The organism is Halothermothrix orenii H 168, assembly GCF_000020485.1.
Classification (GTDB): Bacteria; Bacillota; Halanaerobiia; order Halanaerobiales; family Halothermotrichaceae; genus Halothermothrix; species Halothermothrix orenii.
This window is the reverse complement of sequence record NC_011899.1, coordinates 1,901,228-1,926,105: the sequence shown is the minus strand read 5'-3', so window position 1 is coordinate 1,926,105 and position 24,878 is coordinate 1,901,228. Positions and strand designations below refer to the sequence as shown.

Sequence of the window (24,878 nt, the reverse complement as noted above, 5' to 3'; positions counted from 1 at the left end):
TATTCTCCTTCATAAATCAAACCACATTTGACCCCGCTTTAATCCAGCCTGACCTGTTCACAGGAATACTAACCATTTATATAAAAATATTTTTTGTTCTTAAATATCTGCTTATATTATAAAATTATACTTTTATATTATAAAATTTAAAAATTTTACTTTATATATTACAAAATTTTTACTTAATTTGAGTTTTACTTAATTTGACTATAGGTTTTCTAATTTTCCAGTGTTATCGGTTAAGAAAGGTGGGTTTGTATTGCTTAATATCAGTGAACTTGAGAAAAAAACTATTACTGAGTTACATAAACTGGCTAAAGAGCTCGATGTTACCGGATATACTCATATGAGAAAAAAAGACTTAATCTTTGCTATTTTAAAGAGAGAAACGGAGAAGGGGGGGCATATTTTTGCTGAAGGGGTTCTCGAGATTGTTAATGGTGAAGGCTATGGTTTTTTAAGGCCTTCTAAATATGTTCCCTCCAGTGATGATATCTATATATCGGCTTCCCAGATCAGGAGGTTTGATTTGAGAACTGGTGATGTAGTATCAGGACAGGTACGGGAGCCTAAAGAGGGAGAGAGGTATTTTGCCCTGCTCAGGATAGAGGCCGTCAATTTTCAGGATCCAGAGAGGGCCAGGGACAGGGCTTATTTTGAAGACCTGACTCCCCTTTATCCTGTGGAAAGGTTAAAACTGGAATATCATCCCAATGAAATTTCTACCCGATTGATAGATCTGGTGGCTCCAATTGGAAAGGGGCAGCGGGGGTTAATAGTATCCCCACCGAAGGCCGGAAAAACGGTTCTATTAAAAAAGATAGCCAATAGTATTACCCATAATTACCCTGAAGCCAGGTTGATGATTTTATTAATAGATGAGAGGCCTGAAGAGGTTACTGATATGAAAAGGTCAGTTGATGCTGAGGTAATCAGTTCTACTTTTGATGAACCACCGGAAAACCACCTTCAGGTGGCTGAACTGGTTTTAAAGAAGGCTAAACGCCTGGTAGAACACAAATATGATGTAATAATCCTCCTTGATAGTATAACCCGACTGGCCCGCGCAGCCAATGTAACCATACCACCAAGCGGCCGTACTCTCTCCGGTGGATTAGACCCCAATGCCATGCATTTCCCAAAAAGGTTTTTTGGGGCAGGGCGGAATATTGAAGAAGGTGGCAGTTTAACTATTCTGGCTACAGCCCTGGTAGATACCGGTAGCAGGATGGATGATGTTATTTATGAAGAGTTTAAGGGAACGGGAAATATGGAAATACATTTAAATCGTCACCTGGCAGAACAGAGGCTATTCCCGGCTATTGATATCAAGAAGTCAGGAACGAGAAAGGAAGAACTCCTCCTTGATAAAAAAGAACTGGATACTATGTGGAAGTTGCGTAAAGGGATTGCAAACACCAGTACCACAGAAATCATGGAGTCTTTTATAAAACAGCTTCATAATACCAGAACAAACAGGGATTTATTGGTAAGCCTCAACAGGGTATTTGGTTAATGCCCATCGGTTGCAGAGAGAATTTACGTGTGTTATAATATAAAAGTTGAAAAAGGAGAAAGAGGTGATATCATGAAAAAAGGTATTCATCCCGAGATTAAGAAGACCAAGATTGTATGTGCCTGTGGTGCTGAATATGAAACAAACTCCACTAAAGAAGATATCCATGTAGAAGTATGCTCCAGGTGTCATCCCTTTTACACAGGTAAACAGCGCAAAGCCACTAAAGGTGGTCGGATCGAAAGGTTTAACAAAAAATACGGGCTTTCTGAAGAGTAGGAAGCCCCGGTTCAGGGCAGGGCTTAAGCTCTGCTTTTTTAATATTTTTATTACCAAAATATAGTAAATTATTTAAATCAAGGATTTTCATAATTGATGAATAAATATTGACAGCAGTTTAGATGGATTAGTCAAAATCAACGTTTTTAAGAGGTGGAGAGGAGATGTACCAGATAAACAATACTGGATGGATAGAGGTTATTACCGGTCCCATGTACTGTGGTAAAAGTGAAGAACTGATCCGGCGGTTGCGCCGGGTTGAAATAGCCAGACAGAAAGCTCATGTTTTTAAACCGGTTATAGACAACCGCTATAGTAATAAGGATGTTGTTTCCCATAATGGGGAAAGAATTGAGGCTATACCGGTCAATCACCCTGAGGAAATTTTACAGAGGATTGATAAAAATACCGAAGTGGTCGGAATAGATGAAGTACAGTTTTTTAGTAACGGGATCATTTCTATCTGTGAACAACTTGCTGATGAGGGGAAGAGGGTTATTGTGGCCGGCCTGGATCGCGATTTCAGGGGGGAACCCTTTGGCCCGGTACCGGAACTACTGGCCAGGGCTGAATATGTCGATAAACTCCATGCAATCTGTGTAAAATGTGGGGAACTGGCCAGCCGTACTCAGCGACTGATTGATGGAGAACCAGCTTCTTACGATGATCCCGTAATTATGGTTGGGGCTGAAGAGGTATATGAAGCCCGTTGTCGAAAATGCCATGAAGTAAAGAATAAAAGGGGAGAAAAGAATGAGTGAACCACAATACGGTGGTCAGGCTGTTATTGAAGGTGTAATGATGAGAGGTAAGGACAGGGCAGCCATAGCTGTCCGTAAACCTACGGATGAAATTGTTGTGGAAAGAATCCACCTCAGGTCCATCGGGGAAAGGTTTCCCTTTTTAAAATGGCCATTTATTAGAGGTGTTGTTGCCCTTATCAGTTCATTGACGATTGGTGTTAAATCTTTAACCTATTCTGCAAATGAGGCCACAGAGGAAGAGGAGGAAATCTCTCCCTGGGAAATGGCCCTGAGTGTTGTTATATCCTTTGCCCTGGCTATTTTGCTTTTTGTCGCTTTTCCAGCCGGGGTTATTGCTTTGATTCAGCCACTGGTTGAACAGAGTATAGTTCTGAATATTATAGAGGGACTGGTTAAGATAACTGCTTTTTTGACTTATCTTTTTATTATTTCAAGAATGAAAGAAGTTAAAAGGGTATTTATGTATCACGGGGCTGAACACAAGGTTATTCATAATTATGAATCAAATTTACCCCTTACTGTGGAAAATGCCCGTAAATTCAGTACCCTTCATCCCAGGTGTGGGACCAACTTTATTTTTCTGGTGATTTTGTTGAGTATATTTTTCTTTTCATTTTTTGGCCGGCCTCCTTTTCTGGAAAGGATCTTATACCATTTATTACTTCTGCCGATTATTGCCGGGGTATCCTATGAGATAATTAAACTGGCTGGTCGTGATAAGGTTAATCCCTTTATCCGTTGTATTGCTACCCCGGGACTGTGGCTGCAAAAATTAACGACAGTCGAACCAGATGATTCTATGCTAGAGGTTGCTATCGCTGCCCTTAAGGCAGTATTACCAGAAGAAGAAAGGAATGGGTCAAATGTTTGATTTAACGAAAAAACTTGATAAATTAGTCGATAGATATAATGAACTTAACAAAGAAATCAGTGACCCTGATGTTATTAATAACAGTGAACAGTATCAAAAACTTCTCAAAGAACATGGTAAATTAAAAGAGATTGTCAGCAAATACAGGGAGTACAAAAAGGTGCTAAGCCGGGTTGAAGAAGCCCACTCCATTATTGAAGAGGAAGAGGAGCAGGAAGTTAGAGAACTGGCTGAAATGGAGCTTAAGGAATTAACCCCGCGCAAGGAGAAAATGGAAGATGAGCTTACCTATATGTTGCTACCTGAAGACCCCAATGATGAAAAAAATGTTATTGTTGAAATCAGGGCCGGGGCCGGAGGAGACGAAGCCGGCCTTTTTGCTGCTGACCTTTACCGGATGTATTCCCGGTATGCTGAAAGCAAAAACTGGAAAACAGAAGTTATAAGTGCCAATGCTTCTGGAATAGGCGGGTATAAGGAGATTATATTTACGGTTGAAGGAAAAAATGTATACAGCCGTCTTAAATATGAAAGTGGGGTGCACCGGGTTCAGAGGGTTCCGACCACTGAATCTGGAGGCCGGATTCATACATCTACAGCCACTGTTGCCGTTCTACCTGAGGCTGAAGAGGTTGATGTAGATATTGACCCCAATGATTTACGGATAGATGTTTACAGGTCAAGTGGCCCCGGAGGGCAGAGTGTTAATACTACTGACTCTGCCGTGCGGATAACCCATGAACCGACAGGGCTGGTTGTATCCTGTCAGGATGAAAAATCACAGCATAAGAACAAAGCCAGGGCCATGCGTATTCTACGGGCACGGCTCAAGGAGTTAATGGAAAAAGAAAAGCAGGCGGAAATTGATGAAGCCCGGAAAAGCCAGATCGGCTCCGGGGACCGCAGTGAGAAAATCAGGACCTATAATTTCCCCCAGGGACGGGTCAGTGACCACAGAATCAATTTGACCATTCATCAATTGAATGATATTCTGGACGGAAACCTGGATCTTATTATTGATAATTTAATTAAAGAAGATACTATTAAAAGATTGGAGAAGCTAAAATAGTGACTGTAAAAGAGGTATTAAACAGTGCTATTGATTTTTTTAAAAAGCAGAATATAGATAATCCCCGGCTTGATGCTGAAGTCCTTCTGGCTCATCTCCTTGATATGGAACGGATTCAGCTTTATGTTAAATATGATTTACCGCTAAAAAATAAAGAAGTTGAAGCTTACCGGGAGATGGTTATTAACCGGGCCAGGGGGATACCTGTTGCCTATCTAACAGGACACAAAGAATTTATGTCCCTTGATTTTAAAGTGAACAGGAGTGTTTTAATACCCAGACCGGAGACCGAGATTCTGGTGGAAGAGATAATTTCACTCTGTCAGGCAAAAAATATTGATAATCCCAATATCGTTGATGTAGGAACGGGGAGCGGGGTTATAGCTGTCAGCCTTGCTCACTATCTCCCCGGAGCCCGGGTTCTGGGGATTGATATATCCGATAAGGCTCTGGAAGTGGCCCGGACCAACATCAAGAGGCATAATCTAGGGGAGAGGGTCAAGGTTATTAAGGGTAATTTACTTGATCCTTTAATTAAAATGGAAAAGGATAATGTTAATATAGTTGTCTCCAATCCCCCTTACCTGACCGGAAATGAAATGAAAAAACTGCCGCTGGAAGTTACCTATGAGCCTTCACAGGCCCTTGATGGAGGGGCTGATGGCTTAAAGATTTACCGGGAGTTAATCCCGCGGGCTTTGAAAGTACTTGTCCCGGGAGGTATTTTAGGACTGGAGATAGGTTACCATCAGGCCGACAGTATCAGGGATATTTTGTCAGGCCTGCCCTGGGGTGATATCAGGGTTTTACAGGATTATTCTGGCCTGGACCGGGTTGTTATTGCCCGCAAAAAATAAAACAGGGAAGGAAATTGAGGATGGAATATAAAACCAGAATCGGCAGGGTCAATCGGGACCTTATTAAAAAACAGGATATACTTAAACTGAAAGAGAATGATGCTATCAGGGAAGGGGCCTCCCTTTTGCAAAAAGGGGAGGTTGTTGCTTTTCCTACAGAGACGGTATACGGGTTAGGGGCAGATGCTACCAGTGAAAGTGCTGTCAAAAAAATTTTTAAAGCCAAAGGTCGGCCCCGGGATAACCCTCTAATTGTTCATATCGGTGAGATGGATCAGCTTTACGACATTATAAAAAACCCCCTCTCCGATACGACCCGTAGATTAATAAAACATTTCTGGCCCGGACCCCTGACCCTTATTTTTGAAAAAAAAGAGACGATTCCCGGGGTGACTACAGCCGGTCTTGAGAGTGTAGCGGTCAGGTTTCCGGACAACCCGGTAGCAAGGGCATTAATTGGTTTGAGCTCTGTCCCGGTTGCTGCCCCCAGTGCCAATCTCTCGGGATCACCGAGTCCTACCAGGGCTGAGCATGTTTTTAAAGATTTAAAGGGTAGGATTCCCTTTATAATTGATGGTGGACCGTCCTCTGTCGGAGTAGAATCGACTGTGATTGATATCAGGAGTGGGAACCCTGTTATTCTCCGCCCCGGTGGTGTTACCAGGGAGGAGATAGCTGAAGTAACCGGGTTTAGCCCGGAAAATCCTGATAATGAAGATAGAAAAAAGCCCCTGTCACCAGGTATGAAGTACCGCCATTATTCCCCCCGGACCCCCTTGTATTTAATTGAAATCAGAGATTTTGATAAAATTAGAGACGTTGGAGAAAAATATAAAGGATACAATCTTGCCCTCGTAATTACTTCAGAAACGGATATGGTTTTAAAAGAAAGCCTGAAAAGTTTTTCAACTACAGGTATTAAAAAGGTTGTAATTGGTTCCAGGAATGATTTTAAAAAGATTGCAGCCTGCATGTTCGATATCTTAAGGAATCTGGATACTGATAATATTGATCTTATTTTCTTTGAAACCATTCCGGAGAAGGGACTGGGGGAGGCTATAATGAATAGACTGGCCAAAGCAGCAACGGGGAAAATTGTTGTTGAGTGATCATTAAAAATCTTCAATATCAGTAGTGAAATCTTGTAGTGAAATCTTGATTTTAATATCAGGTTATTGAGACGTTTTTTACTTTTAAAAGATTATGGCCGGAGGTAAATTTGTTCTTATTAACCTTATCTATTAACCTTACCTGAACATTCTTTGCTGTAAAAATACCTCAAATTACTACTAAATAAGTTACCGGATAAATAGATTTTACTGTAAGAGATTTTACTGTAAGAGATTTTACTGTAAGATCTTGTTTACGCCTGAAATGAAATTTTTTTTAATTGTGACACATATGCCATGACACAGATACTTAGGGGGGTAGCTCTTGGGTTTTATAGAAGTGGCAGCCCTGGCAGTAGCCCTGGGAACTGATGCCTTCTCGGTTGCTGTTGTGGTAGGAGTTCAGCAATTTAAACCCTCAAAAATAGTTGAGATTAGCGCCATTATTGGCCTTTTTCATATTATTATGCCCCTGACCGGGTATTATGGTGGCCATGCCATAGAAGAATTGGTAACCAGGTATTTCTGGAGCTATGGCCAGGTCGATAAGTTTTTTAAAATCATCGGGGCAGGCCTTTTATTACTGATAGGTTTCTATATGATAGTTGAAAAGTGGCTGGGGAGGGAACAGGAACTCAAGAATTTTGATTTAACCGGTTGGGGGATTATTGCCCTGGCCATAAGTGTCAGTATGGATGCCCTTTCGGTTGGTATTAGCCTGGGGATGCTGGATGTTGGCATTTTTGCAGTTGTTTTGTTTGGAGGTGTAGCCACGGTTATGATGGCCTCCGGCTTATCCCTGGGTTCTAAAGTGGGTTCCTGGATTGGGGATGATACCCAGGTTATCGGGGGACTGGCTTTAATTTATCTGGGCCTCCATTTTATGGGGTTAGTCTAGAATAGTACAGGGATGGTAAGGAGGGATCAGGATGCCTAAATTACTCTTTGTCTGTACAGGGAATACCTGCCGTAGTCCCATGGCCAGGTTTCTGCTGGAGAAGATGTTATCTCAAAATAAAGATTTAAACAAAAAATGGGAAATAGATTCAGCCGGTATTGCGGCCTTTCCCGGTGGTAAAGCCAGTGATAATGCTGTCAGGGTTCTGGGCGAAGAAGGAATAGACCTGACAGGTCATCTTTCTAAACAGGTAGATGGTGACTTAATTAAAGATGTCGATATTATTTTAACTATGACGATTAATCATAAAGATATGCTCCTTGATAACTTTCCTGAAGCTAAAGGCAAGGTCTATACCCTTAAGGAATTTGCCGGTCAGGCTGAAAATCCCGATGTTTCAGATCCTTTCGGGCAGTCCCTGGAGATATACCGCCAGACCCGGGATGAAATAAAGAAGTATCTTCAAAAAATAATGGGAAAATTGAATTATTATAATAGTGAAGAAGGAATAGAAGGGATGGTCGAGAATAATATTAAAAGAGGTGATATAGATATGAAAATAGCTATTGGATCAGATCATGCCGGCTATGAAATGAAACAGGAGATTATTAAACTACTGGACGAGCTGGGATATGATGTATCAGATATGGGTACTGATTCCGATGAATCTGTAGACTATCCTGATTTTGCCTATAAAGTAGCATCAGGGGTTGCCTCCGGGGAGTATGACCGGGGACTTCTGGTGTGTGGTACCGGAATTGGCATGTCTATTGCTGCCAATAAGGTTGAGGGAGTCAGGGCTGCCCTCTGCCATGATGTTTTTTCTGCCCGGGCTGCCAGAAATCATAATAATGCCAATGTCCTGGCCCTGGGTTCTAGGGTTATAGGGATAGGTCTGGCTAAAGAGATAGTCAAAACCTGGCTGGAAGCTGGTTTTGATGGAGACAGGCATGAAAGAAGGGTTAATAAAATTACCAGGATTGAAAGGGGAGAATACTAAAATGGGAAAGGTAACCGTTATCGACCATCCACTAATACAACATAAATTAACCCTGATCAGGAATAAAGATACCGGTCCCAAAGAATTCAGGGAACTGGTAGATGAAGTAGCCACCTTGATGGCCTACGAAGTGACCAGGGATCTACCCCTGGAAGAGGTTGAAGTTGAGACCCCTATTCAGAAGGCCAGATTTAAAGTAATATCCGGGAAAAAGCTGGGAGTTGTTCCCATCCTGAGGGCAGGACTCGGTATGCTTGACGGGGTCTTGAAACTTATTCCTGCGGCCAAGGTGGGACATATAGGGCTTTACCGTGACCCTGATACATTAAAACCGGTCGAATATTACTGTAAGCTCCCTTCAGATGTAAATGAGAGGGATTTAATTGTTGTTGATCCTATGCTGGCTACCGGAGGTTCAGCTGCAGCGGCTATCAGTTTCATAAAGGAACGTAATCCCAGGAGTATTAAGTTTATGTGTCTTATAGCTGCTCCTGAGGGAGTTGAGAGATTACAGGAAGAGCACCCTGATGTCAGTATTTTTACGGCTGCTGTAGATGAGAAGTTAAATGATCATGCCTATATTGTACCTGGACTTGGTGATGCCGGAGACAGGCTTTATGGTACTAAATGATTGTTATAAAACCACTAAAAATATTTGTTCCTGTTAGAGGGGATGTTTAAATGTTAAACAGTATTCTGGCCTTTTTACTGGGCTTACTGGTGACTTTTATAAGCACACCTCTGGTTAAAAAAATGGCTCTGACAATAGGGGCAGTGGATATGCCGAATCAGAGGAGGTTAAATAGCAAACCTGTTCCTAACCTCGGGGGGATAGCTATATATCTCGGATTTGTTATTTCTGTATTACTATTTTCCCCGGCGGGTTCATTATTAACAGGAATACTTCTGGGAGGAACGGTTATCCTGTTAACCGGAATTATTGATGACCTCAGAGAGTTACCTCCTTTTGTTAAATTGCTGGGTCAGATTACCGCTGCTTCTATTCTCATACTCTATGGTGTCAGGGTAGAATTTATAACAAATCCCTTTGGAGGAATGTTCTATCTAGGATTCTGGGGAATTCCTTTGACCATTTTGTGGATAGTAGGGATAACCAATACCCTTAATTTAATTGACGGTCTGGATGGCCTGGCATCCGGGGTAGCTACCATTGCTTCCCTGACGTTATTTTTTGTTGGTTTACAGGAAGGACAAGTATATGCCCCGATCCTGTCCCTGGCTCTGGCTGGAAGTGCCCTCGGGTTTTTAAAATATAATTTTAACCCGGCCGAGATATATATGGGGGATACCGGAGCCATGTTTCTGGGTTATATTCTGGCCGCAGTATCGGCGGCAGGAGCTTTGAAGAGTGCTGCTGCTGTTACCATAATAGTTCCTTTGCTGGCCCTGGGGGTTCCTATTTTTGATACCGTATTTGCTATTATTAGAAGGATCTGTAACGGGAAACCCATCGGGGAAGCTGATAATGGTCATATCCATCACCGGCTTCTGGCCCTGGGGATGGATCAGCGCCAGGCTGTGATGACTGTATATGGAGTCAGCTTTTTTCTTGGGTTAGTGGCCCTTGTTATCAATAGCTCTAATTTTTACGATGCTATAATTGTATTCTTTATGGTAGTGGTGGCCCTGGTATACGGGGCCTGGAAGCTGGGTATTTTCTCTGTAGAGATACCCGGTGAAGGTGTTAATCCAACTTCCAGTAAAGAGATGGGTTAGTTAGTTATAAAAGGGTGAAGGACATGGAAATTAAGACAGTAACTATTTTCGGCACGAGACCGGAAGCAATAAAAATGGCCCCTGTTGTTAAGGCTCTACAGGAAAGTGAAAATATTGAAAATAAAATACTGGTCACTGCCCAGCACCGGGAGATGCTAGATCAGGTTTTAAGGCTTTTTCAGCTTAAACCTGATTTTGATTTAGATATAATGAAACATAAACAGAGCCTGACCCATATTATGGCAAAGGCCCTTGAAGGAATCGAGAAGGTGTTGACTGAAGTAACCCCTGATTTAGTCCTTGTCCATGGGGATACCTCGACAACTCTGGCCGGAGCCCTGGCAGCCTACTATCAGAAAATACCCGTTGGCCATGTTGAGGCTGGATTAAGGACCTATGACAAATACCAGCCCTTTCCTGAAGAATTAAACCGTCATCTTACCGGTGTAATTGCTGACCTTCATTTTGCCCCGACCGGGAAAGCGAAAAATTTTCTTCTGAATGAAGGGGTAGATGAAGGTAGTATTTTTGTTACCGGTAATACTGTGATTGATGCATTATTATATACGGCAAATATAGACTACACCTTTGAGGATCCTGTTCTTAAAGAATTTGATTTTGACAGGGGTCCTGTGATGTTATTAACCGCCCACCGGCGGGAAAACTGGGGACAACCTTTAGAGGATATATGTTATGCCGTTAAAGAATTGGTGGAAAACAATTCTGACCTCAGAGTAATATACCCGGTTCATTTAAATCCCCGTGTCCGGGAAGTAGTTTTTTCAATTCTGGGTGGGCATAACCGTATTTTACTGATAGAACCTCTGGATTACCTCCCCTTTGTTCATTTAATGAAGTCTGTTGATATCGTCTTAACAGATTCAGGGGGGATTCAGGAAGAGGCTCCGTCCCTTAATAAACCGGTCCTGGTCCTGAGAAATGTTACCGAACGTCCTGAGGCTGTAGAAGCGGGAACGGTTAAAGTAGTCGGGACAGACAGGGAAAAAATATATAATGAGGTATCATGTTTATTAAATAATAAAGATGAGTATAATAAGATTGCCCTGGCCAAAAATCCCTTCGGTGATGGTAAAGCAGCCGGAAGAATAGTAAAGATTATTGAAGACTACTTCCGTAAAAGCTAACATAGAGCAAATATACTGGAATATATGGTTTAAAGTTTAACTTATACTGTTGAAAAGCTAATCCAGGGTATTATAAAATTAAAAGGAGAGCCATGCCATTAGGCCCTTGTTCATTTTATATGATAATTTTCGGCGTACAATTTATTATTGCCAAATTCGCTTTTTGTTCTTATGAAATTAGCTTTTAATAAAATATTACATAAAAAAAGGATTTTTTTATATTCTCTAGAATACTATAGAGTGTTGGTTTTTAAATATAACTGACCGTCCGGTCAGAATCAGGAGTTAGATTATGGGAAAGAATAATGACCTGAGGGAAGTTTTACAGGCCCTGGGGCTGATAACCCAGCTGGGTTTATTAATGATAGCCAATATAGGGGTTGGTTTTGGGCTGGGCTACCTGCTGGATACTAATCTGGCCACCGGAAATGCCTTTAAAATTGGAGGGTTGATCCTGGGAACTGCCAGCGGGTTTTACTCAAATTTTAGACTAATTATGGACTTTATAGGTGATGATAATAATGATACCCGAAAGAGTTGATAACCTGGAACGGGATTTATTTAAGAAGGTTCTGATTATAGCTACTTTCCCCATGGTGGGGCTTATAATAGCCGGCCGTTGGGATGGCCTGCTGGGCCTTCTGGTCGGTATTATCATTAGTTTTTTATTATTCAGGTTAAAGATAATACATATTAACAGGGCCCTGGATATGGATAAGGGCCGTGCTATAAACTATTTAAGAAAACGCTACTTTATTAACTATATTATATATTTTATAGCCCTGTTTCAGGCATACGAAAAGTCCCGGGTTTATTTTATAGCGACTGCGGTAGGTTTACTCCTCTTAAAATACACCATTCTGGGAACAGGAATTATAGAATATGCCAGTGATTGGTGGCATCGCAAACTAGAACATCTGGAAGAAATAGATAAAAGGAGGAATTGGGATGAATCCCGGACCTAAGGTAGTAACTCAATTTATGGGGATGCCGATAACCGATACCCTGATTGTTTCCTGGGTAGTGGTTATCCTGTTGATAATATTTTCAAAGATTGTTACCAGGCGCCTTGAAATGGTGCCGGGAAGGCTTCAAAGTGCTGTAGAACTTTTGATTACCTCTATTGAAGATCAGATAGAGACAATGCTTCCGGGCAGAGGAAGTAAGTTTTTGCCCTTTATTGCCACAATTTTTATTTATATTGGAGTGTCCAATATTATTGGAGTGATTCCGGGTGTCGCCAACCCGACCGGGGACTTAAATACAACCCTCGGGTTAGCCCTGGTTGTCTTTCTGGTAAGCCAGTATTATGGTGTCAGGAAAAAGGGGCTCTGGGGATATCTAAAGGGTTTTGGTGAGCCTGTAGTCTTTATGTTACCGATAAATATTATTGGAGAACTGGCTAAGCCCATCTCCCATTCTTTCCGTCTTTTTGGAAATATTGTAGCCGGGGGTATACTGCTGGGAATTGTATTTCAATTTGCTCCCTGGCTTATCCCTGTACCCTTACATGCCTGGTTTGATCTTTTTATCGGTCTGGTGCAGGCCCTGATTTTTGGGATGCTGGCTATAGCTTATATCTCCATTGCTGAATCTTAAGGTATTAACATTGGTTCAATGAAAACCAATGCTAAACATAATTAAACATAATTTATCTGTTTATCATGGTGAAAGGAGGAATAAACAATGGTACAGTTTTCCCCTGAAGTAATTGATACTATAATTAGGGCTGCTTCCCTGTTGGGAGCTGGAATAGCAATGGTTGCTGGTATTGGTCCTGGTATTGGTCAGGGTTATGCTGCCGGTAAGGCTGTAGAAGCAGTTGCCAGACAGCCAGAAGCTAGGGGAAACATTCTTACCACCATGCTCCTCGGTCAGGCTGTTGCCGAATCTACCGGTATCTATTCACTGGTAATTGCTATATTGCTAATTTTCTAAATGGATAAGTTTTTTATGAGGGAGGGGTTTTAAACCCTTTCCTCTATTTATTGTGTCCTTATATTTATATTTAACTTTTAAAGACCAGTATAATTTCATGTAGGGAGAATAATTCTAATTTTATATAGATTATTATAGACAATTATAAACAGAAGAGTATTGACAGGAGGTGAACCACTTGGTAACAATTGATGAAAGACTTCTATGGCAGGTAGTAAACTTTTTGGTACTTATGTGGTTGTTAAAAAGGTTTTTATATGGACCTCTAACTGAGTTCCTGGATAAAAGGAGCCAGAAGATAAAAAATGAGCTAGACAGTGCGGCCCGGAAGAAGGAAGAGGCCGACAAACTGAAAAAAGAGTATGAAAGTAAACTACAGCAGGCCCGTGATAAAGCCCAGGAGATTATTGAAGATGCTGAAAAGAGGGCCCAGCAGAGGGCCGAAGAGATAATAGCTGAGGCCAGAGTAGAGGCGAAAAAGGTAAAGGAAAGGAATATGGAAGAGATAGCCCAGGCCAAACGGGATGCCCTTGATGAATTGCGGAAAGAAGTTGCTTCTATTTCCCTGATGGTAGCCGGTAAGTTCATTAAAGAAAAAATAGATAAAAAACAGCAGGAAGCCTTGATAAATCAATATATTGAGAACCTGGATCAGGAGAAGATAGGTGAACTGCAATGATTAATAATGAGGTTTCCAGAAAGTATAGTAGTGCTCTATTAGAAGTTGCCCTGGAGAGTGATAATCTTTCCAGATTTAAAGAGGAACTTGAGGGGATTAGTAAGGCTTTGAAGCAGTATGATGATTTAAAAAAAATTCTCTATCATCCCCGGGTTTTGCCAGATGATAAAAAAGAGGTAATTCACCAGGTTTTTTCTGATAAGGTTTCTGAACCGGTTTTTAATTTTTTAAACCTTATAGTTGATAAAAGGCGAGAGGTTTACCTTGATTTTATCATCAGGGATTTTATTAAACAGGCCAACAGGAAAGAAGGGCTGGTAAAGATAGAGGTTGTTTCAGCTATTGAGCTTTCTGAAAAGCAGAGAGAGCAGCTGAAAAACAAACTTAAAAAAGCTCTGAACAAAAAGATTGAATTAAAGACGAAAATTGACCCCGGTATCATTGGTGGGATTATTATTAAAATCGGTGACAGGTTAATAGATGGAAGTATTAAACACCAGCTTGATTCCATAAAAGAGAGCATTGAAAAAATTCCAGTAACAGAGTTAGGGGTGATTCAGAATGAATCTTAGACCTGAAGAAATAAGTTCTGTAATTAAAAAACAGATTGAAAATTATAAATCAGAACTGGAGACCGTCAGTGTCGGTACCGTACTGGATGTGGGTGATGGTATTGCCCATGTATACGGTCTTGATGAAGTTATGGCTAGCGAGCTTTTGGAGTTCCCCAATGGTGTATACGGTATGGCCTTAAACCTTGAGGAAGATAGTGTGGGTTGTGTGTTACTGGGGGATGAAACCAGAGTAAAGGAAGGGGACACAGTAAAAAGAACCGGTCGTGTTGTTGAGGTGCCTGTCGGTGAAGAACTTCTGGGGAGGATAGTAAACTCCCTGGGGCAGCCCCTTGATGGTAAGGGTCAGATCAGTGTTGATAAATACAGGCCTGTTGAATCCCCGGCCCCCAGTGTCGTTGACCGTAAACCGGTTGATACTCCTCTTCAGACCGGGTTAAAGGCCATTGATTCCATGATACCAATCGGCCGGGGCCAGAGGGAGCTTATTATCGGTGACCGTCAGACCGGTAAAACAGCCATAGCTGTTGATACTATTATTAATCAGAAAGATCAGGATGTTATCTGTATTTATGTTGCTATTGGACAGAAGGCTTCAACGGTGGCCCAGATTGCCGAAAGGTTAAAGGAACATGGAGCTATGGACTATACTGTCATTGTTTCAGCATCTGCCAGTGAGCCGGCTCCCCTTCAGTATATTGCTCCATATGCCGGTTGTGCCATTGGTGAATACTTTATGTATGAGAAAAACCGTGATGTTCTGGTTGTCTATGATGATTTATCCAAACATGCTGTGGCCTATCGTTCCATGAGTCTTCTCTTGAGGAGGCCACCGGGACGTGAGGCCTATCCTGGTGATGTATTCTATCTCCATTCGCGCTTGCTGGAGAGGGCAGCCAGGTTAAATGAAGATATGGGTGGCGGTTCTTTAACTGCCCTGCCTATAATTGAAACCCAGGCTGGAGATGTATCGGCCTATATTCCAACCAACGTAATTTCCATTACCGATGGACAGATATACCTGGAAAGTGAACTCTTCTTTGCCGGGGTTAGGCCGGCTATCAATGTCGGTATTTCTGTATCCAGGGTTGGAGGTGCCGCCCAGACAAAGGCAATGAAGAAGGTAGCCGGAACCCTGCGGCTTGATTTGTCCCAGTATCGTGAACTTGAAGCTTTTGCCCAGTTCGGTTCTGACCTTGATAAAGCTACACAGCGCCGCCTGGAACGCGGGGAGAGGATTGTTGAGGTTTTAAAACAACCCCAGTATACACCTATGGATATGGAAGACCAGGTAATGATTATATATACAGTTGTTAACGGACATCTCGATGATATCCCTGTCGATAATATCGAGCGTTTTGAGGATGAATTCTTAAGTTATATTCACAGTAATTACCCAGAAATTCCGGAAACTATTAAAAAAACCGGAGATCTTGATGATGAAACTGAAGAGAAACTCACCGGTGTTATAAAGGAATTTAAGGAAAACTTCAATGTCAAAGAAAACACCCTGCTCAATGTTGAAGAAGGCGATACCGGAGAAGAAGAAAATAATGAAGGTCACAACAAAGCTGAACAGGATACTGAGGAAAAAGATACCGAAGAAGTTGTTTAATATTTGTTCAAATCCGTGTTTTAGGGGTGAGAAAAATGGAGACGATGCGCGATATTAAAAGGCGTATTAACAGTATAAAAAACACCCAGAAAATTACCAAAGCCATGAAAATGGTTGCTGCTGCCAAGTTGAAAAAGGCCCAGCTGAAAGCGGAAAATGCCAGGCCTTTTTTTGAAAAGACGAGGAGTATATTAATTGATGTAGCCCGCCGGACCCGTCAGAAGGATATCCACCCCCTGTTACGGGAGAAGGAAAACAACCGGTCCCTCTTTGTAATGATTACAGCTGACCGGGGGTTATGTGGGGCCTATAATGCCCGGGTTATTGACAGGGTAAAAAAACTGACTGAAAAAGAGGATGAAGTCAATTTTCTGGCTGTTGGCCGGAAAGGCCGTGATTTTTTTGGTAAGAGGGGATATAACATAATCTCTGAGTATATTAATATAGATGATTACCCCGATTATAGTCTGGCCGGTAAAATCGGGGAAGAAATTATTTCCCTGTTTTTAGATGATGTAGTTGACAGGGTAGTCCTGGTCTATACTTATTTTAATTCGGCAATAAGCCAGGAAGTAAGAGATTTAACCCTGCTACCTTTAACACCACCTGATGATAAAAACCAGGAGGAAGGAAAGATTAACACAGAATATCTTTATGAACCTTCTCCGGAAGCAGTAATGGATATTTTACTTCCTTCCTATATTAAAAACATCCTCTATTCAGCTCTGATAGAGGCCAAGGCCAGTGAGTTTGGGGCCAGAATGACCGCCATGGATGCGGCTACAGATAATGCAGGGGAATTAATAGATAAATTAACCCTGTCCTATAACAGGGCACGCCAGGCTGCTATTACCAAAGAAATTACTGAAATTGTGGGTGGAGCAGAAGCCCTTAAATAATCCAATACAGATCTTTAATGTTTTTTAGTTCTATCCCATTGATAAAAGGAGGAATAGCCGTGAGTGAAGCAAAAAATGTAGGTCGGGTCGTTCAGGTTATAGGCCCGGTAGTAGATGTTGAATTTCCCGGTGGACATTTACCTGAAATATATAATGCTATCGAAATTGTCGGTGATAATAGAAAAATAAGTCAGGAAGGTCCCCATAATGAGGATAATGAACCCGGTGAACCGATTCGTTTAATGGCCGAGGTTATGCATCAGCTCGGTGATAACAGGGTTCGTTGTGTTGCCATGTCCTCAACCGATGGACTTGTCAGGGGCATGGAAGCCCGGGACCTTGGTGAGCCAATCACTGTTCCCGTTGGTGAAGAGGTCCTGGGTAGACTATTTAATGTCCTCGGTGAGCCTATTGATAAACAGGGACCTGTTGATACTGAAGAAAAACTTCCCATTCATCGCCCGGCTCCGAGTTATGAAGAGCAGGAAACAACTACTGAGGTATTTGAAACTGGCATCAAGGTTATTGACTTACTAGCCCCCTATGCTAAAGGTGGAAAAGTTGGTCTCTTTGGTGGGGCAGGAGTTGGTAAAACTGTCTTGATACAGGAATTAATACACAATATAGCTATTGAACACGGGGGTTATTCAGTTTTTTCTGGTGTTGGAGAACGTACCAGGGAAGGTAATGACCTCTGGCTGGAGTTCCAGGAGGCCGACATTCTTGATAAAGTAGCCCTTGTGTTTGGACAGATGAATGAACCACCTGGAGCCAGGATGAGGGTAGGACTTACCGGATTAACTATGGCTGAGTATTTCAGAGATAAGGAAGGGCAGGATGTTCTCCTGTTTATAGATAACATTTTCCGTTTTATCCAGGCCGGTTCTGAGGTATCAGCCCTGCTCGGTAGAATGCCTTCTGCTGTTGGTTACCAGCCTACCCTGGCTGTAGATGTAGGCCAGCTTCAGGAAAGGATTACTTCGACCAAAAAGGGTTCTATTACCTCTGTTCAGGCAATCTATGTGCCGGCTGATGACCTGACAGACCCGGCACCAGCAACTACCTTTGCCCACCTTGATGCAACAACAGTTTTATCAAGGCAGATTGCTGAAAAGGGTATATACCCTGCAGTTGACCCCCTCGATTCGACTTCGAGGATACTTGAACCCGGGGTCATAGGTGAGGAACACTATAAGGTTGCCCGCCAGGTCCAGGAGGTATTACAGCAATATAAGGACCTGCAGGACATTATCGCCATCCTGGGGATGGATGAACTGTCAGATGAGGATAAGATTATTGTTAACAGGGCCCGCCGGATAGAAAGGTTCTTATCCCAGCCATTCTTTGTAGCCGAACAGTTTACCAATACCCCAGGCAAATATGTTCCGATCAAGGAAACCATCAGAGGTTTTAAAGAAATTTTAGAAGGTAAACATGATGACCTGCCTGAAGAAGCTTTCTACATGGTGGGAACCATAGATGAAGCGGTAGAAAAAGCCAAACGGATTAAGGAAGGTGAGTAGCCCATGCCTTCCACAATAAGGCTTGAGGTTGTTACCCCTGAGAAGGTTGTCTTCAGTGAACCTGTTAATATTTTAATTGCTCCGGCTATCGATGGGGAAATCGGTATTTTACCAAAACATACTCCTCTGGTTACCGGCTTGAAAACAGGGGTTATGAGGGTAAAAAAAGATGGGGAAGAAGTTAAAATATCAATCAGTGAGGGTTTTATGGAAGTAAAACCAGATGAGATAAACGTTATCGTCAGGACAGCCGAGCTTCCCCATGAAATTGATGTAGAACGGGCCCGGGACGCCCTTAAAAGAGCTGAAAAAAGACTTAATTCCAGAAATGACAGAATAGATCGAGCCAGAGCCCGGGCAGCTTTTGAACGGGCTATTGCCCGCCTCAAAGCTGCCGGCCATTATTAATAAATTTAAGGCCCGGACAAGGGCCTTTTTGAATATCCTTAAAATTATTTGGACCAGGAATTGAATTTAATGGTCCGCAATCAGGTGTGCTACTCCTGAACATTAAAATAATAATGATAGACAAGACCTGTTCTAATCACATTTTGTATTTATAAATATATACTATACTAACTGATAACTCAGGGTTTTTTTAATTAATTTTTATGGCTGCAAAACTATGGGAAGGAAGACAGGTATTAACGGGAAAAATTTTGCTAATAATAAGATTGGATATATTTCATGATTGGGTTTGTGGTCCGGGAACAAAGAGTCAATAAAGGAGCCTTCGATCAAAACTTAAATTTACAGAGACCCAATTACAGAGCCCCTTAATAACTTAATAGAGAACCTGAATTAAGTAACTTTGACTAAATTTTCTGGTAAAGGGTGTTTGAAAGTGGGAGATAAGAGTAAACTTGAGGAAAAGGTGATGGAGGGAATTCTGGGACCCAGGGAATTAAAAAAGGAAGAAAAAAATCGCTTCCTGGGTGAATATAAAGAAAGGGTCATAAAATACCTTACTATAGACCAGGTAGAGGAACCGGCTATCTATCCGGAAATTATAAAAGCAGTCAAACACCCTGATGCAGACAGGATGGTGGTCAGGCGTAGTGTGGGACTTGAGTCTGCCCGAAAATATATTGATATGGCCCGGGAGCAGGGTCTTTTATTTAAAAGGGTTGATTCCCCTGAATTAAAAGGGGATGTGGCCCTGGTGGTGGCCAGTGATGGCGCCGTCGAAGTAAAAAACAGGAAGGTATTGGATAGGGAAAAAAGGTTGAAACAAAAAGGTGTTTCTGGTAAAATTATTAAGAATGTGGGGGCCAGGTTATGTCCAGAATGCTGGTCTGAATTGGAGGAAAAGGCCCCTGAAGAACTTATTAACTATGATAAGTATGGATTGTTAGACAGGCTGTTGGGAACAGAGTGTGTGTGTCATAAGTAGTTTTCATTAAATTAGTTTAAAAATTTAGTACCAAATTCCTGAAGGATTAAATAAGGGCTTTCACGAATTATGTATAAGTGCATATAATATAGATGTGCCCCTTTTAAAGGGGGAGAGGAAAGAGAGGGCATAAAAAGTGGGTAAATTTCTAATTAAAGGCGGAAACCCTTTAAAAGGAAAAATAAAAGTTAGTGGTGCTAAAAATGCGGCTTTACCCATAATTACGGCTGCTTTACTGGCTGATACCCCCAGTAAACTGATTGATATTCCTCATCTCAGGGATGTAACTAATTTATGTAACATCCTGGAGAAAATGGGAGCCGGGGTTGAATTTGAAAATAATATTGTTTCTATAGACCCTACCACTTTAACAGAAGCTGAGGCAGATCCAGAATTAGCCCGGAAGTTAAGGGCCTCTTATTATATCCTGGGAGTTTTACTGGCCAAAGAAGGCTGGGCCAGAACGAGTCTTCCCGGGGGATGTAATATCGGTAACCGCCCTATAGATTTACATTTGAAGGGATTTAAAGCTCTGGGGGCAGATGTTAAGCTTGATCATGGTATTGTTGAGGTTAAAGCCAATAAGCTCAAGGGGGCCCGTATATACCTTGATTATCCCAGTGTTGGGGCTACTATAAATATTATGCTGGCTGCAACCCGGGCTGAAGGTAAGACTGTTATTGAAAATGCGGCCAGAGAACCTGAAATTGTAGATCTGGCCAATTATTTAACGGTCATGGGTGCCAAAATAAAAGGGGTCGGGACTGACATTATTAAGATAGAAGGTGTTGATTCCCTTAAAGGGGCCGAACACCGGATTATACCTGATAGGATAGAAGCAGGAACCTATATGATTGCTGCTGCTTTAAACAAAGGAGATGTCTTTGTCGATAATGTTCTGGCTGAGCACCTTAAATCTCTTATTGCTAAATTAAAGGAAATGGGAATCCAGATAAAAGAAGAGATTTCCGGAATTAAAGTAGTCAGTAATGATAAATTAAAGGCAGTTGATGTCAAGACCTTACCATATCCAGGTTTTCCAACTGATCTTCAGTCCCAGATAATGGTTCTCTTAACCCAGGCTGAGGGGACCAGTCTGGTAATTGAAACAGTGTGGGAAAACAGGTTTATGCATGTGGATGAATTAAAGAGGATGGGTGCTGATATAAAGATTGATGGTCATAGTGCCCTGATTAAGCCCAGTCAATTGACAGGTGCTGAGGTTACGGCAACAGACCTTAGAGCAGGAGCTGCTCTGATTCTGGCCGGACTGGTGGCTGAAGGAGAAACAGAGGTCAGAAATATAAATCATGTAGAACGGGGATATGAAGATATTGAAGAAAAACTCTCAGGGATAGGTGCCGATATTAGAAAGGTAAAATAGTCTATAACAGAATTAAATTAACATAAAAAAGTTCTACTCCCCTGTCCAGGGTCATATGATATATATTAGACCTTGACAGGGGAGTGATTATTTTGTTGAGGAAAAAAATGTACATATTATCCCTGATGTTTATTGCTATTGTTCTGATAGTTTTTTCTATTGTCCTTTTAAGAGGATTACGGGAAGAAGAACCCCTGGTTATTAAGGTGTTATTACATCGGGAAGACAGGATAGTTAAAATGGGAATGTCTGAATACCTCCAGGGGGTTTTAGCGGCAGAGATGCCGGCCTCATACCACCTTGAGGCCCTTAAGGCTCAGGCAGTGGCCGCCAGGACATATACTTTAAAAAGGATAACTAAATTTGGTGGAAAACAGAGCCCGGAACACCCCGGGGCTGACATCTGCACTGATTACAGACATTGTCAGGCCTGGATTTCCCGGAACCAGATGAAGGGTAAGTGGGGAATTATCCCCTATCTGTACTTTAAGAACAGGATTAAGAGGGCGGTAGAGGAAACCCGGGGTGAGGTTTTATTATATGATGGCCGGTTTATTGATGCCGTTTACCACAGTAATAGTGGGGGACAGACTGAAGATGCCCGACACGTCTGGGGGAAAGCCACCCCTTATTTAATTAGTGTTCCCAGCCCATATGATCAGGAGTCACAACGGAATTACCTTAATGATTATGTAATGGGACTGGATAGGTTTAATAACTATCTGGGGACAGATATAGAGCCATCTAGCGGGAGTCAAAATATAAGAGATAAAGTTAAAGTATTGAGTACCACACTGGGTGACCGGGTTTTAAAGATTAAAATAGGTAATAAAATATTTACCGGTCGAGAAGTCAGGACCAGGTTAAACCTCCCTTCCAGTAAGTTTACCTTAAGGTTTATAGATGAAAAGGTTTTGATAAAAGTTTTTGGTAAAGGCCATGGGGTTGGTATGAGTCAGGATGGGGCCAATGGTTTTGCCAGACATGGTTATAATTACCGCAAAATACTACAACATTATTATCCCGGGACAAAAATTGTAAAATTAAAGGAACTTTTAAAAAAGTAGTGTATAAATAATTCACCTCCTGGTAAAAATATGACTGGAGGTGAACAAATTATGGCAAAAAATAGGGGGAATAAAAACAGGTTTCCCTTTAGCTTCAAAATTGATAAAGACAGGGTTAAATTACAGGTCAGGAAAATGATAAAGAAAAGCAATAAAAGAAGAGTCATTACCTTTGTTATCCTGGTAGTCCTCTTGATTGGAGCCGGGATTGCCGTATATACTACAGATTATGGTAGTAATAGTTTGAATAATTCTGGTGTTGTTATTGAGCCCGGTGAAACCGGGAAGACGAATGATAGGGGGAACATGAATAGCAGTGAAAGAAGTGACTCCTTTTTAAACAAAAAAATAATTGAAAATAATCTTTCCCTGCAGTATGATAAGGAACTAAATATTAAACCAGAGAAAGATGAAAAGCCAGACAGGGGAAGCCAGAGTGATAATGAGATAAAAGCAACTGAGGATACACAGGTTGAAGAAGTTATGACCAGACCGGTTAATCCCCCATTGCGGGCAAAAGATAACAGGACATTTGAGCTTTTAAAACCTGTTTCAGGAGAAATCCTCAGGGATCCAGGCTGGTATTTTCACCCTGTCTTTGAAGACTGGCGTTACCAGACCGGTGTAATAATTGATGGTAAAGCCGGAGATATTGTTATGGCTGCTGCCAGCGGGACTGTAAGGTCAGTCAGGGAAGATGAATATTATGGTATTATAGTCGAAGTAGAGCACCAGGGAGGCTGGCGAACCCTGTATGGTAACCTTCAAAGGTCTTCAGTTTCCCCGGGGGAGGTTATAAGTAAGGGACAGGAGATTGGCCGGATCGGTAATACCGGCATTATGGAGGAACCATCTTTATACTTTGAACTGAGGAATGGTGAAGGGCCTGTTAACCCTCTCGATTACATTAAATAGAGTGAAAATAGAGTGGGTAAAATAATGCAAACATATATATCGGGGAAAAGTCCGGTTTAATCCGGACTTTTTTTATGTCCAAAAATTACCCCTACCCTATGTGAAATTATGCCATGACTGGTATAATTCACCTTGCCTTTAGCATATACATAATAAAAGATACATGTATATTTAGATTTCAGTATATTTGACCATCAGAAGAAGTTTTTATACAGGTGGGGGGGAGTGGCAGGTTGAAAGACTATATACGTCAACGGGTAATTGAAATTGCCAATTATATCTATGAGACTAAAGCGACGGTCAGGCAGGCAGCTAAAATATATGGGGTCAGTAAAAGTACTGTTCATAAAGATGTAACTGAGAGATTAAAAAAAGTTGACCCTAAATTAGCTCATAAAGTTAAACAGGTTCTGGAATTTAATAAAGCTGAACGACATATCAGAGGTGGTGAAGCCACCCGGAGGAAGTATGAAAAATTGAAAAAAAATGAATAAAAAGGTAGACACAAAGTACGAATATACAAAATTTTGCAGGAGAATTTTACGAAAGATAGAATAATATATTAGGAAATTAACGGACAGGAATCGAGGGGGAGAACAAACAATGGTGACGTTTTCTAAAAAGATAGGAATTGATCTGGGAACAGCTAATATCCTTGTATATGTGAAGGGGAAGGGGATGGTCCTGCAGGAACCATCTGTTGTTGCTCTGGAAAAAGGCACTAATAAAGTAATGGCTGTAGGGGAAGAGGCCTGGAGGATGCTGGGTAGAACCCCCGGTAATATTGTAGCCATTAGACCTCTAAAAGATGGGGTAATTGCCGATTTTGAAGTTACAGAAATAATGTTAAAGCACTTTATTACCAAAGTCATGAAAAGGAAAAGATTATTTAGAAGGCCTATTGTGATGATCTGTGTACCGGCCGGGATAACCGGTGTGGAGAAAAGGGCCGTCCTGGAGGCTTCTATGCAGGTTGGGGCCCGGAGAACCCTTTTGATAGAGGAGCCTATTGCTGCTGCCATTGGAGCCGGGCTTCCTATTTATGAACCCCGGGGTAGTATGGTTATTGATATCGGGGGTGGTACTACCGAGATTGCTGTTTTATCCCTGGGAGGCCTGGTTGTAAGTGAATCCCTGAGGGTTGGTGGTGATCGGTTTGATGAGGCCCTGATCAGGTACATAAAAGATAAATATAACCTTATTATCGGGGAAAAGACAGCTGAGGAGATTAAGATAAATATAGGGTCTGCTTATGTTGAAGAAGATCAGGAGTTTGAAGTCAGGGGACGGGATGTTATGACCGGATTACCCCGGAATATAACCATGACTTCTGAACAGACTGTTGAGGCTTTTGAAGAGCCCCTTCATGCTATCCTTGATGCTGTAAGGAGAGTTTTAGAAAAGACACCACCGGAATTATCCTCAGATATCATGGACCGTGGTATAATCCTGACCGGTGGTGGAGCTCTCTTACATGGTTTTGATAAATTACTCAGTCAGAAAACAGAGGTACCTGTTTTCCTGGCAGATGATCCACTCACATGTGTGGCCCGGGGAACCGGGTATGCCCTTGAGGAGGCGGACAGGTTATCCAGTTCCCTTCTGGTCCGTAGTAGTGATGCCAATTTTAAAAAATAAATAAAAGAAA

At 41.7% G+C, this 24,878-nt stretch carries 28 protein-coding genes; all 28 read left to right on the top strand.

Annotated elements, in window-relative coordinates; genetic code table 11:
• Window positions 1-259: 259 nt before the first annotated feature.
• The 28 genes from rho (at window position 260) to mreB (ending at window position 24,868) form a co-directional block, all read left to right on the top strand.
• Window positions 260-1,516 (top strand): transcription termination factor Rho, encoded by a 1,257-nt coding sequence (gene rho / locus HORE_RS09355; protein WP_015923520.1) that lies wholly within the window; start codon window positions 260-262, stop codon window positions 1,514-1,516.
• A gap of 72 nt (window positions 1,517-1,588) precedes the next feature.
• Entirely contained in the window at window positions 1,589-1,795 is a 207-nt protein-coding gene (gene rpmE / locus HORE_RS09350) for a 50S ribosomal protein L31 (protein WP_015923519.1), read from the top strand.
• Window positions 1,796-1,959: 164 nt separating this feature from the next.
• Entirely contained in the window at window positions 1,960-2,556 is a 597-nt protein-coding gene (locus HORE_RS09345; RefSeq protein WP_015923518.1) for a thymidine kinase, read from the top strand.
• Entirely contained in the window at window positions 2,549-3,430 is an 882-nt protein-coding gene (locus HORE_RS09340) for a DUF1385 domain-containing protein (protein WP_015923517.1), read from the top strand. Before HORE_RS09345 ends, HORE_RS09340 begins: the two co-directional genes overlap by 8 nt.
• Window positions 3,423-4,499, top strand: a complete 1,077-nt coding sequence (gene prfA / locus HORE_RS09335) for a peptide chain release factor 1 (protein WP_015923516.1) — start codon at window positions 3,423-3,425, stop codon at window positions 4,497-4,499. The genes HORE_RS09340 and prfA overlap by 8 nt, the downstream gene beginning before the upstream one ends.
• Window positions 4,499-5,356 carry a peptide chain release factor N(5)-glutamine methyltransferase gene (gene prmC / locus HORE_RS09330; RefSeq protein WP_015923515.1) on the top strand — a complete coding sequence of 286 codons (858 nt, stop codon included), beginning with the start codon at window positions 4,499-4,501 and terminating at the stop codon, window positions 5,354-5,356. The genes prfA and prmC overlap by 1 nt, the downstream gene beginning before the upstream one ends.
• Before the next feature lie 20 nt (window positions 5,357-5,376).
• Window positions 5,377-6,465, top strand: coding sequence for an L-threonylcarbamoyladenylate synthase (locus tag HORE_RS09325; RefSeq protein WP_041606045.1), 1,089 nt, complete (start codon window positions 5,377-5,379; stop codon window positions 6,463-6,465).
• 325 nt (window positions 6,466-6,790) lie between these two features.
• Window positions 6,791-7,363, top strand: a complete 573-nt coding sequence (locus tag HORE_RS09320) for a manganese efflux pump MntP (RefSeq protein ID WP_015923513.1) — start codon at window positions 6,791-6,793, stop codon at window positions 7,361-7,363.
• Between the two features lie 31 nt (window positions 7,364-7,394).
• Window positions 7,395-8,363: a ribose 5-phosphate isomerase B gene (gene rpiB, locus HORE_RS13215; RefSeq protein ID WP_015923512.1), complete on the top strand. Its 969-nt coding sequence runs from the start codon at window positions 7,395-7,397 to the stop codon at window positions 8,361-8,363.
• A 1-nt stretch (window position 8,364) separates the two neighbouring features.
• Window positions 8,365-8,994, top strand: coding sequence for a uracil phosphoribosyltransferase (gene upp, locus HORE_RS09310; protein ID WP_041606616.1), 630 nt, complete (start codon window positions 8,365-8,367; stop codon window positions 8,992-8,994).
• Window positions 8,995-9,044: 50 nt separating this feature from the next.
• Window positions 9,045-10,100 (top strand): MraY family glycosyltransferase, encoded by a 1,056-nt coding sequence (locus HORE_RS09305; protein ID WP_015923510.1) that lies wholly within the window; start codon window positions 9,045-9,047, stop codon window positions 10,098-10,100.
• Between the two features lie 23 nt (window positions 10,101-10,123).
• Entirely contained in the window at window positions 10,124-11,245 is a 1,122-nt protein-coding gene (gene wecB / locus HORE_RS09300; protein ID WP_015923509.1) for a non-hydrolyzing UDP-N-acetylglucosamine 2-epimerase, read from the top strand.
• A gap of 292 nt (window positions 11,246-11,537) precedes the next feature.
• A complete protein-coding gene (locus HORE_RS09295; protein ID WP_015923508.1) occupies window positions 11,538-11,786 on the top strand; it encodes an AtpZ/AtpI family protein in 249 nt (82 codons plus the stop codon).
• The gene (locus HORE_RS09290) at window positions 11,767-12,210 is read left to right on the top strand and encodes an ATP synthase subunit I (RefSeq protein ID WP_015923507.1); all 444 of its coding nucleotides are present in this window, start codon (window positions 11,767-11,769) and stop codon (window positions 12,208-12,210) included. The genes HORE_RS09295 and HORE_RS09290 overlap by 20 nt, the downstream gene beginning before the upstream one ends.
• Entirely contained in the window at window positions 12,194-12,844 is a 651-nt protein-coding gene (gene atpB, locus HORE_RS09285) for a F0F1 ATP synthase subunit A (RefSeq protein WP_015923506.1), read from the top strand. Before HORE_RS09290 ends, atpB begins: the two co-directional genes overlap by 17 nt.
• Window positions 12,845-12,931: 87 nt before the next feature.
• On the top strand, window positions 12,932-13,183 hold the full coding sequence (atpE, locus tag HORE_RS09280) for an ATP synthase F0 subunit C (RefSeq protein ID WP_015923505.1): 252 nt from the start codon (window positions 12,932-12,934) through the stop codon (window positions 13,181-13,183).
• Window positions 13,184-13,361: 178 nt separating this feature from the next.
• Window positions 13,362-13,862 (top strand): F0F1 ATP synthase subunit B, encoded by a 501-nt coding sequence (gene atpF, locus HORE_RS09275; protein WP_015923503.1) that lies wholly within the window; start codon window positions 13,362-13,364, stop codon window positions 13,860-13,862.
• A complete protein-coding gene (gene atpH, locus HORE_RS09270; protein ID WP_015923502.1) occupies window positions 13,859-14,434 on the top strand; it encodes an ATP synthase F1 subunit delta in 576 nt (191 codons plus the stop codon). Before atpF ends, atpH begins: the two co-directional genes overlap by 4 nt.
• Entirely contained in the window at window positions 14,424-16,049 is a 1,626-nt protein-coding gene (atpA, locus tag HORE_RS09265; protein ID WP_015923501.1) for a F0F1 ATP synthase subunit alpha, read from the top strand. The genes atpH and atpA overlap by 11 nt, the downstream gene beginning before the upstream one ends.
• Before the next feature lie 35 nt (window positions 16,050-16,084).
• Window positions 16,085-16,948 (top strand): ATP synthase F1 subunit gamma, encoded by an 864-nt coding sequence (gene atpG, locus HORE_RS09260; protein WP_015923500.1) that lies wholly within the window; start codon window positions 16,085-16,087, stop codon window positions 16,946-16,948.
• A gap of 59 nt (window positions 16,949-17,007) precedes the next feature.
• A complete protein-coding gene (gene atpD, locus HORE_RS09255; protein ID WP_015923499.1) occupies window positions 17,008-18,471 on the top strand; it encodes a F0F1 ATP synthase subunit beta in 1,464 nt (487 codons plus the stop codon).
• Between the two features lie 3 nt (window positions 18,472-18,474).
• Entirely contained in the window at window positions 18,475-18,879 is a 405-nt protein-coding gene (locus HORE_RS09250) for a F0F1 ATP synthase subunit epsilon (RefSeq protein ID WP_015923498.1), read from the top strand.
• A gap of 436 nt (window positions 18,880-19,315) precedes the next feature.
• Entirely contained in the window at window positions 19,316-19,864 is a 549-nt protein-coding gene (locus tag HORE_RS09245; RefSeq protein WP_015923497.1) for a YueI family protein, read from the top strand.
• 136 nt (window positions 19,865-20,000) lie between these two features.
• Window positions 20,001-21,248, top strand: a complete 1,248-nt coding sequence (gene murA, locus HORE_RS09240) for a UDP-N-acetylglucosamine 1-carboxyvinyltransferase (RefSeq protein ID WP_015923496.1) — start codon at window positions 20,001-20,003, stop codon at window positions 21,246-21,248.
• 92 nt (window positions 21,249-21,340) lie between these two features.
• Window positions 21,341-22,315, top strand: coding sequence for a stage II sporulation protein D (gene spoIID / locus HORE_RS09235; RefSeq protein WP_050748620.1), 975 nt, complete (start codon window positions 21,341-21,343; stop codon window positions 22,313-22,315).
• 51 nt (window positions 22,316-22,366) lie between these two features.
• The gene (locus tag HORE_RS12535; RefSeq protein ID WP_015923494.1) at window positions 22,367-23,230 is read left to right on the top strand and encodes a M23 family metallopeptidase; all 864 of its coding nucleotides are present in this window, start codon (window positions 22,367-22,369) and stop codon (window positions 23,228-23,230) included.
• A gap of 233 nt (window positions 23,231-23,463) precedes the next feature.
• Window positions 23,464-23,724, top strand: coding sequence for a sporulation transcriptional regulator SpoIIID (gene spoIIID, locus HORE_RS09225; RefSeq protein ID WP_015923493.1), 261 nt, complete (start codon window positions 23,464-23,466; stop codon window positions 23,722-23,724).
• Between the two features lie 109 nt (window positions 23,725-23,833).
• A complete protein-coding gene (gene mreB / locus HORE_RS09220) occupies window positions 23,834-24,868 on the top strand; it encodes a rod shape-determining protein (protein WP_015923492.1) in 1,035 nt (344 codons plus the stop codon).
• Window positions 24,869-24,878: the final 10 nt, after the last annotated feature.